A 9671-nucleotide genomic window follows, 5' to 3' on the forward strand; every position below is an offset into this window, starting at 1 on the left:
TCATAATTTGGGTCACTCGTCGTCGTTGATGAATCTGGCCTGGTACCAGTGCCTGCCCCTGACAAAATGGCCCGCAGCACAGCCAGACCTTAAACTACCACCTGCCCCCCCGGCGCCATTGTTCCGGGATGCCAATGGCATGATCAAGCCCTAAGGGAAAAAACCCATGAAAAAATCAAAACCGCACAGACCCAAGACAAAAGCCATAAGTAAAGCCCCCCTGACACCGGTGGTGGCCAATAAAAAAGGGGAAATCTTTGAACTTGAAGGATTTGGTGCCGCCGCCATGGCTGGCGATCAACCGGTGCTGCTCACCCAGGGTGAAACCGTGGAAATACCCCATGGTAGTGAAATGATGATGCTGCCGGATCGGTTTCCCATTGTATTTAACTTTGACAAGTTCTGCTTTGAAACCCTTAAAACAAACCCCTACAACCCCGGAGAACCGATCCATGCCGTTTCAGTATTCAATTCGCCAGGGTACGTGAACAGATATGTTGCCGCCTATGAAAGTGCCGTTGAAGGTGCCCTTCTGCCTCTCTTTTCCTATGGGGCCACGGGCTGGGGAAAGGGGGGATTCCGGTCCGCGGCCCTGCTCGTGGACAAGGAAAGACGTCAGGACTTACGCCTCATGCCCCGAAAAGGTATTGTGGCCGGGGTCAAGGCCATGCAGAAAAAATATCCCGATAACCGCCTCATGCGCCACCTGGAAAAATGCGCTCTGGTATACGGCTGCCCAGCGGCAAAAAACTTTTTTCTAGGCAGGTTTGAAGCGCCCCTTCCCACCTCCCAGGTCTGCAACGCCAACTGCATGGGCTGCATCTCCCTTCAGAAAACCGATAACCTTGCAGCCTGCCAGGACCGCATTTCCTTTACGCCATCCCCCAATGAAATCGCCCAGGTGTGCCTGGAACATATTCCCAAGGTGAAAAAAAGCGTGGTGAGCTTTGGCCAGGGATGTGAAGGAGATCCCCTGACGGCTTTTGATGTCATTGAACCTGCCATCCGCCAGGTACGACAGGCCACCGACCAGGGCACCATCAACATGAACACCAATGCCGGCATACCCCGTCGGCTGGAAAAGCTATTTGATGCCGGCCTTGATTCCATGCGGGTGAGCATGAATTCCGTCCGAAAAATCTGCTACACCACCTATTTCAGGCCCAGGAACTACACCTTTGCAGATGTAATTCAAAGCTTTGAAACTGCCGCATCAAAAGACAAATTCATCTCCATCAATTACCTGAACTGCCCCGGCGTTACCGATTCTGAGCTGGAATTTGAAGCCTTGATTCAATTTTTATCCACGCACCAGGTACACATGATCCAGTGGCGAAATCTGAATTATGATCCCCTGGGCTATTTTAAAGTCATGGAAACTGCCGGGGGAAAAAGTCCGGCCCTGGGCATGGAATTCATCATCCAGGAGCTTACACGTCTATTTCCCCGTCTCATCCACGGATATTTCAATCCTCCGGTGAGGTAGATTGACCTGGGGGCGCTGCCCCTTTTACCAGCAGAGTGTTCCACACTCCGTCAGGGCTGATACGCTCCACCAAGGTCACCGGCTTTTCCTCCAGGCGACCACACACCTTATCCGCCTCGCTTTTTAAAAGCCCTGACAAAATCAGCCATGGCTTTTCCACAAATGCCGGGGCTTCAATGAGGGTTTTCATGACATCATAATGGATATTGGCAACCACCAGCTGGGCCGGTACATCCATGAAGTCCTCCCCCCGGGCCTGGAAGGCCAGAATGCTGTCATCAAAATGATTCAAACGGATATTTTTCAGGGTGGTGCGAACTGCCAAAAGATTAAAATCCAGGGCCAGCACCCGCTCACACCCCAGGGCCGCTGCTCCCAGGGCCAATATGCCGGTGCCGGTGCCGATGTCCACCACCGTTGAAATCTTCTCTTTGCAGCACAGGTATTCCATGTACCCCAGACAATCTTCGGTGGTCTGGTGACGGCCTGTGCCGAACACCACACCGGGATCCAGCAGAATATGCTTCATTCCCGGTGCATTTACAAAGGCAATTTTCCAGGGGGGAGAGATCACAAGACTGCCGGCGGTGTAAGATTCAATCTTATCTCCGTGCCATTGGTCACTGGTCATTTCATATTTATCAATCATCTTAAGATGATCGTCGCGGTCCACCATCTGTGCCACCAAATCATCATGGGGGTAGGAAAAAAACAAAAAGGAAAATCCATCCTCCTCCCAGTTGCCGATGAAGGTACTTTTTTCCATTACCGGGGAAAGACTGGTGGGAATGCCCTCCAGATAATAAATGTAAAGGTATTCATAAGGGTTGGACAAAAAACTTACCTCCTGGAATATGTATTATTCTTTTTTATTTTGTCAGTCATAAATTCTCCGGTTTGCCACCCCATAGCCTGACCCCGCTGGCCATCAATTGGGACGGATGGCCCATGTTATGCCAAACCCCTTGTTCTTGCCATGTGTTTAAATGCATGGAGTTAAAGCAAAATTCCAGCAAAAGTGCAAGCACGCAAAATTATCCCGGGCGCATGGGAAGGTCTGTGCGCATACTAATGCCCTGGACCTCATATTGAATCCCATCTCCAGGCGCATGGGAAAGCCCCCCCCACAAGGCTCAAATGCCGCGGTCACAATAAAATAAGAGCCATACCTTTTTCCAGGTTGTACCAACGCCATTTTCCATGGTATTTAATCATGGATTCACCTTTGGGAATGTGCATGACCTCGGCCATGCCTTCCATGCTGTCCCATATTCATATAACATACGTGCCAGTAAGCACCTGGCACAACAAAGAACAAAACCCTAACCATTGCAGTCGTTTATACGCAATTTCATATAAAACACCATATAAAAAAAGAAGAAACCCATGAAATGGATACATGTTAAAGCCGCCTTCACCGGCGATGATCCCGAGCTGGCGGAAGAACTGGTCACCGACATTTTTTTAAACCTTGGATTAAAAGGCGTGGTGTGCGAAGTACCTCTGCCACCGCCTGCTGAGGGGTTTGGCAGTGATGCCCTGCCTCTGTCGGAGGAATCCGCCATCTCCGGGTATATCCCTGACACCGATGCCTCCCGGCCACTTGTAACAGCCATTGAACAACAGGGCCGGAAACTTGCAGCCGCTGGTATCCGCGTCATCATTACCACGGATCTGGTGGATCAGGAGGACTGGGCGGAATCCTGGAAGGAATTTTTCTTTGTCACCCGCATCACCGACCGCATCATCATCAAACCGGCATGGCGGGAATTTGAGGCTGGCCGTGACGATCTGATAATCCACATTGATCCTGGCATGGCCTTTGGAACGGGCACCCATCCCACCACGGCCATGTGCATTGCCCTGATTGAAGATTACTTAAAGCCGGGGCAGACCCTGCTGGATGTGGGCACCGGATCCGGAATTCTCATGATTGCCGCCGGACTTCTGGGGGCCGCCACCATGGCAGGCATTGACACCGACGAAGTGGCAGTGCAGGTGGCCGGTGAAAACCTTGAAAAAAACAACATCTCCCCTGGTATTTATCATCTGGAACAAACAACCCTGGATCAATACAAAGATCAGGGCAGCGGCTCCTTTGATCTGGTGGTGGCCAATATCATTGCCGAAATTATTTCAGACATCATCGGGGACATAAAAAAACGGGTGAAGCCCGGCGGCATTGTCATTTTGTCCGGCATCATCACGGGAAAAAAACAGAGCATCGTGGAAAAACTCCTACAGCATGGATTCACCCTCACGGAAGTCCGGGAAGAAGGCGAATGGGTTGCCATCTGCGCCCTTAACCCGATGCCCTAACCAGTTCAGATGCCCTGACAATGCGAACCTTCTTGCGAAGCTCAGGCAAGACGACCTTAAAGGTTTTAAGCGTGGCCGGATAGGGATGCCCGATACCAATGGCCGTGCCATGGCGCTGACTGATGCGGATCAACTCCTGGAATTGCCCGGTGATATAATCCTGCTCCTGGACATTGTCCAGAAAGACATCCCGCCGGGCAAAGGCAAGTTTAAACAGACGGGCCGAAGGCCCACACATGGAATGAACTGCCGTGACACTGTCAATGAAAAACAAATCTCTTTTCTTCAACACGGTGAACACCTGGCGCATCTGATCAGACAAGGTCGTCAACCGGGAGCCCATGTGATTATTCACCCCCTTTATGTAGGGTATGCTGTCCAGATTGCGCCGCAGGGTTGCCAGAAGCAAGTCCGGTGACATGCCTTCCATGAGGGCTCCGGGTCCCGGGTCCACCTCCGGGTACTGCACGGGCTCCATGGGCAGATGCAGCATGATCTCAATGTCTCTGACATAAAGCCGGTTGGCAATGACCTTTCCAAAGGGAGATCCCGGCAGTATGGCCATGGTGATGTGTGGATCAAGGGTTGCAAAGGCCATGGCCATGGCCTTGTCAAAACCCAAGTCATCGATGATAATGGCCACCAGTGGCAAGCCATCCCCACCCGGGGTTGATGGGGCATCCGCCCGGCCCGGGGAGATGCCATGCTCCTGATCAAACACCTCATACAACGGTTTATCCCCCTGCCCTGCCGTATGCACACGGGCCTTCCCGACAACGGGCCGTAGGTGGATTTCCTCAAAAACTCCGGGAGGCGTATCCACCGGATATTGACTTCCCTCCACCGACTTTTGCCGTAAACCCTGCAGGGGCCTTTTGGCTGGCATGTCGGTCCCAGGGTCAAAGGAGGTTTCGGGCGGGGGTACCAAAGGCGGGTTCGGGGTATTAAGACCCAGGGTGGAATCCATGGTTTCAGGGGCACTTGATGATATTGACCGCCCCCGATCCCCCAGATAAAAATCCGCCAGCATGGCTGCCGATGCAATAAAACAAACAAGAACAAGGATAACAACCACGGCCTTTTTCAATTCAAAGGCAATGGAAGGCCCTGCCTCCTTCGAGAGGTTTTCTGTTTTTTTTCGCCTTTTTTTTCTAACCTTGGCCTTTTTTGGCCCGGGGGATGCAGGCTCCCCTTTTTTTTTCTTTTTTACTGCCATGACACCATCCGATTATCTGTTTTCCCTGCCATGGCTCAACAGGGTATAGCCCATGAGGATGTCAAGGGCTCCCTGGACCTGGGAATCCTTGGCAAGGCCTTCAAGACCGATGGGCCCCCCCGGTGAAAACATTTTTTCTTTTTTATCTGCCGGACTGACCGATTGATCCTGAACCGCCTTTTCCGGTTCAAGGTGATTTTTCAAATCCTTTTCCCGGAGCATGCGCCCCATGACATCGCTTTGTTCATCCTCCTTTTCTGTTTTTTCAGCCAGGGGCTGCAGAATCACCTCAATGTCCGGGGTGATGCCCTGGGCCTGGATGGAACGACCATTGGGCGTATAATATCGGGCAATGGTATATTTAAGCCCAAAACCATCTTTGAGGGGCTTAACTGTCTGCACAGAGCCCTTGCCAAAGGAGGTGGTTCCCAGAATAATGGCCCGCTTATGATCCTGCAGGGCTCCGGCAACGATTTCTGCGGCACTGGCACTGCCTCCATTTATGAGCACCACCATGGGATACTTTCGTTTCATACCATTGGAATGGGCCTCAAATACTTCGGTGTGACTGGCCTGACGTCCTTTGATGGAAACGATGATTCCCTGGTCAAGGAAGGCATCCGACACCGACACAGCCTGGTTCAAAAGTCCCCCGGGGTTATTCCTTAAATCCATGATCAACCCCCTCAGGGGTACCTCTGCGGATTCGAGTTTTTTCAAAGCTTCGATCATTTCATCTGCGGTATTGTTTCTGAAGTTGGTTACCCACAGATACCCATACCCCGGCTTAAGTGTGGTGCTTCGCACACTTGTCATGGGGATGATATCTCTTTTCAGGGTAAATACAAGGGGGACTTCATGGCCCTTTCGAACAATGGTCAACTCCACGGTGTCACCCCTGGCCCCCCGCATTCTGTTAACGCATTCCCACAGGGCAAGCTCTGCAGTATCCTTGCCGTCAATGCGGACAATAATATCACCTGCCATAATTCCGGCCCGATATGCCGGTGTACCTTCAATGGGAGACACCACCGTAAGGACACCCTTTTTCATGGAAATGACAATCCCCACACCGCCAAATTCTCCTTTGGTGTCGTCCTGGAGTTCATCAAAGGCCTCCGGGGGCATGAAACTGGAGTGGGGATCAAGATTATCCACCATGCCCTTTATGGCATCCTGGATCAGGGCCTTTACATCCACCTCATCCACGTAGTTTTCTTCTATTTCCTGCAGTACGTCTGAAAAAAGCTTTAATGACTCATAGGTCTGCTCCTTTTCCGCCATCAGGTGGGCACCGAAACCATCGGCTAGTATCAGGACCAGGGTCACTGACATTAATACCAGCCAGGTTCGGACGGGTCCTCCTGCAAAACGCATTCTCATTTTACACTCCTTTTTTCAACCATTTAAGGGGATCAACTGGCTTTCCATGGTGTCTGACTTCAAAGTGAAGCGACGGACCTCGGATGGATCCCGTATCGCCTGCCGTGGCAATTACCTCGTGATCTTCCACCACGTCTCCCTTTTTTTTGAAAAATTCTTCCATATGGGCATACAGGGTATAATAGTTATCACCATGGTTAATAATAATCAGATTGCCATAGCCTTTGAGCCAGTCTGCATAAAGGACTTCGCCCCTGAACACACACCGCACCGGCTCCCCCCTTTCGGCCTTTATATCAATTCCCGTTTGAAAAGTGAAGGTGTTGTCGTCCGTACCGGTGCGACTGCCAAATTTTGAAATCACCGAGCCCTTCACCGGCATGGCCAAATCACCTTTACTGGATAAAAATTCATTTTTTGCAAAGGAGATACTGCCTGTGTTCCCGGTCTTTTTCTGCGCTGACACAGAGGTTTCAGGACGGGATTCAAGTTTCTTCAGTGTCTGTTCCAGGGCCTTTCTGGCAGAGGCCATGGCCGCCAGGGTCAGGGCTGTTTTTTCCCGGACACCATCCAGCAGCTTCCGACGTTTTTTCTGCTCTATTTCAAGATTTTCAATTTCCAGAACCAAATTGGCCTCCAGAAGCTTTTTTTCTCCGGTTTCCCCGGCTATCAAAAGACCCGTTTCTTCCAGGGCCTTAATGGCTATCGTCTGTTCTTCTAGAAGGCGAACATCGCATCGAATAATTCTTGTAAGTGCCTGTTGACGTTTCCAGAAATCAAAAACAGACCCGGGTCTGGAAAACAGCTGCCAATAACCGGTGCCCTTGATGCGATAAAGGGCAACAAGGCGTTCATTGACATGGGAACGCCTGATTTCAAGGCCATCCATCAGGATTTGACGTCGCTGATCAAGGCCTGCTATCTTATCCACCAGTTCATTGATTTCCTGGGAAAGAATAGAAATCCGCAATTGCCTTTGATTGATCTCGTGGTTGGCCTCATCCAGTTTTCGCAAGGTATCTGTCTGCACCCGGGTTAAGTCATGCGCATCCTTTTCCAGATGACGGATATGCGCTTCAAGCCGGGAGGTCTCCACCAGGTCTTCATTGCGGGTCTTTTTTTTCAAAGACAGTTTATGAGACACAATCTGCTCTGCGGCAAGGGCATCTGCCCCGGTGAACGCGTCTGTGATTCTCCCCGAAATCAGGCAAAACACAAGACACCCACAGCAAACCGGCATTTTTTTCAATGCTGCTTTAATGAGATAAAACATCCCAGCCATCCCAGAAAAATACTTACCCCCATGATTCCCCCCGCCATTGCCGGAGAAAGAAATTCAATGCTTGCCGGTGACAGGAAAGCCATCTCCGGTGGGATAGCCCCCTTCACCCACCGGAACAGCAAAAACAGCACCATGATGCCGGTGCTTCCCCCCAGGCATCCCTGGATGATTCCCTCTAAATAAAAAGGGGTGTTCACAAAGGCCTCGGTGGCCCCCACAAGACGCATGATTTCAATTTCTTCCTGTTTAGCACAAAATGCCAGGCGTACGGTATTGGCAGACACAAAAAGTGCGGTTATAACAAAAAGACTTCCCACCCCCAGGGCAGCCATTTTCAATGTATTGAGCATGGGCAGCATGCCCTCCACCCAGCGATGGCCATACACCACCTCCTGAACATGGGGCTTTTTTTCAGCATCCGCCACAAAGGCCTCCACCTGCTCTAGGGTGTCAAGGGAGGAAGAAAGTACTATCTCAAGGGCATGGGGAAGGGGGTTTTCCCGCAGACTGGACAAAACAACTCCACTTGATTTAAGATCTTTCTCCAACCCCTCCAGGGCCATCTGTCGGGAAATAAAACGAATTTTTGTCACAGCCTGCATGGTTTCCATATCCGCCAGCACCCGGGGCAGATCATCCGGGGTAAATGCCGGATCCAGGTAGGCCATGACCCGGATTCCCTGATTCCAATTGTATGCCACCCGGACAAAATTTTCGGAAAAAAGAAAAAACGAACCGGCCATCAACACAGAAAGGGCAATGGTGAAAAGGGTTGTAAATGTCAGGAACACATTGGCTGCCATATTTGCCAGGGCCCGTTTCAGATAGGAGATCATGAAAGGATATGTCCTCCTTCCATGCAGGTGGAGCCGGAGATATTTTTCATGCCAGGGCCTGCGTTTTCCCCACGCGGTTTTAATGTGCCTGCATCAAGGGTATAAAGAGAATCAAAGCCCGTGCGATTAATCAATTCTGTGTTATGACTGGCAATAATAATGGTGGTCCCTCTTTCCCGGTACTCCATAAGATAGCGGGTAATCACCTCGGCCGAGCAGGCATCAAGGCTTCCGGTGGGCTCGTCTGCCAGGATAATATCCGGGTCCCCCACCACCGCCCTTGCCACGGCCACCTTCTGCTGTTCCCCGCCGGAAAGGGAGGGGGGCAGCGCCCCCATGTATTTCATCATCCCCGTTCGTTCCAGTACCCGGGTCACCTTTTTGCGGATCACCCCCGGAGGCTGACCGGCGGCTTCCAGAACCAGGGAGATGTTATCATAGACACTTCTGTGGGGAATAAGTTTAAAGTCCTGGAAAACCACACCGATGCGCCGCCGGAGATAGGGAATTTTTTTCGAAGACAAGCGGGCCAGGTTCATCCCCCCCACAATAATCTGTCCCTGGCTGACCGGGGTTGCCATATACAGAAGATTAAGCAAGGTACTTTTACCGGCCCCGGAAGCTCCGGTGATAAACACCAGCTCTCCGGTTTTCACGGCCAGGGTTATATCCTTGAGCGCATACCTTACCCCATATTGTTTTGAGACATCAAACAGCTGAATAATTGAACGATTTCTTTCCATGTATTTCCTATGCACCGGCACAGTGGGGAGGGCATAAAAACGCCCACAGACCCAAAATCAAATTTATTTTTTATCATCACCCCTGCCACCGACAGGAACAATTGTGGTTTTCGCACCCCTTCACGTTGACCCTGCTTGAATTTACTGATATATGATACGGGCTGTCAAGGAGTGCTGCAAAACAGTTTTCCTTACGCACCGCCTTCACTGAATCCCGCTTGACGGCTTCTTCCTTCAGTGAAGGCGTTTATTTTTCAAGAGATCGCCTCCGGTCCTGATGGCTGCATCTTCTAACCAAGCCCGGAAAAGCCATTTGTGTTACCCCCCAGCACCTGCTGTTTCATATAACCCACATGTCCTGTCGGACACAACGAAGATAGGGTTGTAGACGCGGAGCCAAATGGCA

The 9671-nt window shown here is 51.1% G+C and carries 8 protein-coding genes; 2 read left to right on the forward strand and 6 right to left on the reverse strand.

The window, feature by feature from the left end; all coding sequences use genetic code 11:
* Positions 1 to 166: 166 nt before the first annotated feature.
* Positions 167 to 1486, forward strand: coding sequence for a radical SAM family protein (locus ACYQ2M_RS06225; protein WP_459915461.1), 1320 nt, complete (start codon positions 167 to 169; stop codon positions 1484 to 1486).
* Here ACYQ2M_RS06225 and ACYQ2M_RS06230 read toward each other — a convergent pair.
* Entirely contained in the window at positions 1467 to 2321 is an 855-nt protein-coding gene (locus ACYQ2M_RS06230) for a 50S ribosomal protein L11 methyltransferase (RefSeq protein ID WP_459915462.1), read from the reverse strand. The two genes, ACYQ2M_RS06225 and ACYQ2M_RS06230, sit on opposite strands and share 20 nt — an antisense overlap.
* A gap of 551 nt (positions 2322 to 2872) precedes the next feature.
* Here ACYQ2M_RS06230 and prmA point away from each other — a divergent pair.
* Positions 2873 to 3805 (forward strand): 50S ribosomal protein L11 methyltransferase, encoded by a 933-nt coding sequence (prmA, locus tag ACYQ2M_RS06235; RefSeq protein ID WP_459915463.1) that lies wholly within the window; start codon positions 2873 to 2875, stop codon positions 3803 to 3805.
* Here the strand turns inward: prmA and ACYQ2M_RS06240 are convergent.
* From ACYQ2M_RS06240 to ACYQ2M_RS06260, 5 genes are read right to left on the reverse strand one after another with little or no spacing between them, the layout of a single operon-like run.
* Positions 3789 to 5021, reverse strand: a complete 1233-nt coding sequence (locus ACYQ2M_RS06240; protein WP_459915464.1) for a divergent polysaccharide deacetylase family protein — start codon at positions 5019 to 5021, stop codon at positions 3789 to 3791. The two genes, prmA and ACYQ2M_RS06240, sit on opposite strands and share 17 nt — an antisense overlap.
* 12 nt (positions 5022 to 5033) lie before the next feature.
* Positions 5034 to 6404 carry a S41 family peptidase gene (locus ACYQ2M_RS06245; protein WP_459915465.1) on the reverse strand — a complete coding sequence of 457 codons (1371 nt, stop codon included), beginning with the start codon at positions 6402 to 6404 and terminating at the stop codon, positions 5034 to 5036.
* 1 nt (position 6405) lies between these two features.
* Positions 6406 to 7677 (reverse strand): murein hydrolase activator EnvC family protein, encoded by a 1272-nt coding sequence (locus ACYQ2M_RS06250; protein WP_459915466.1) that lies wholly within the window; start codon positions 7675 to 7677, stop codon positions 6406 to 6408.
* Entirely contained in the window at positions 7650 to 8522 is an 873-nt protein-coding gene (locus ACYQ2M_RS06255; protein WP_459915467.1) for a cell division protein FtsX, read from the reverse strand. Before ACYQ2M_RS06255 ends, ACYQ2M_RS06250 begins: the two co-directional genes overlap by 28 nt.
* Positions 8519 to 9265, reverse strand: a complete 747-nt coding sequence (locus ACYQ2M_RS06260; RefSeq protein WP_459915468.1) for a cell division ATP-binding protein FtsE — start codon at positions 9263 to 9265, stop codon at positions 8519 to 8521. Before ACYQ2M_RS06260 ends, ACYQ2M_RS06255 begins: the two co-directional genes overlap by 4 nt.
* Between the last annotated feature and the right edge of the window lie 406 nt (positions 9266 to 9671).

It is taken from the genome of Desulfocicer niacini, assembly GCF_054657595.1.

Excerpts from the sequence above, each read along its gene's own strand:
- prmA (WP_459915463.1), top strand. The coding sequence starts at position 2,873 with ATGAAATGGATACATGTTAAAGCCGCCTTCACCGGCGATGATCCCGAG.
- ACYQ2M_RS06245 (WP_459915465.1), bottom strand. The coding sequence starts at position 6,404 with ATGAGAATGCGTTTTGCAGGAGGACCCGTCCGAACCTGGCTGGTATTA.
- ACYQ2M_RS06255 (WP_459915467.1), bottom strand. The coding sequence starts at position 8,522 with ATGATCTCCTATCTGAAACGGGCCCTGGCAAATATGGCAGCCAATGTG.
- ACYQ2M_RS06225 (WP_459915461.1), top strand. The coding sequence starts at position 167 with ATGAAAAAATCAAAACCGCACAGACCCAAGACAAAAGCCATAAGTAAA.
- ACYQ2M_RS06250 (WP_459915466.1), bottom strand. The coding sequence starts at position 7,677 with ATGTTTTATCTCATTAAAGCAGCATTGAAAAAAATGCCGGTTTGCTGT.
- ACYQ2M_RS06260 (WP_459915468.1), bottom strand. The coding sequence starts at position 9,265 with ATGGAAAGAAATCGTTCAATTATTCAGCTGTTTGATGTCTCAAAACAA.
- ACYQ2M_RS06240 (WP_459915464.1), bottom strand. The coding sequence starts at position 5,021 with ATGGCAGTAAAAAAGAAAAAAAAAGGGGAGCCTGCATCCCCCGGGCCA.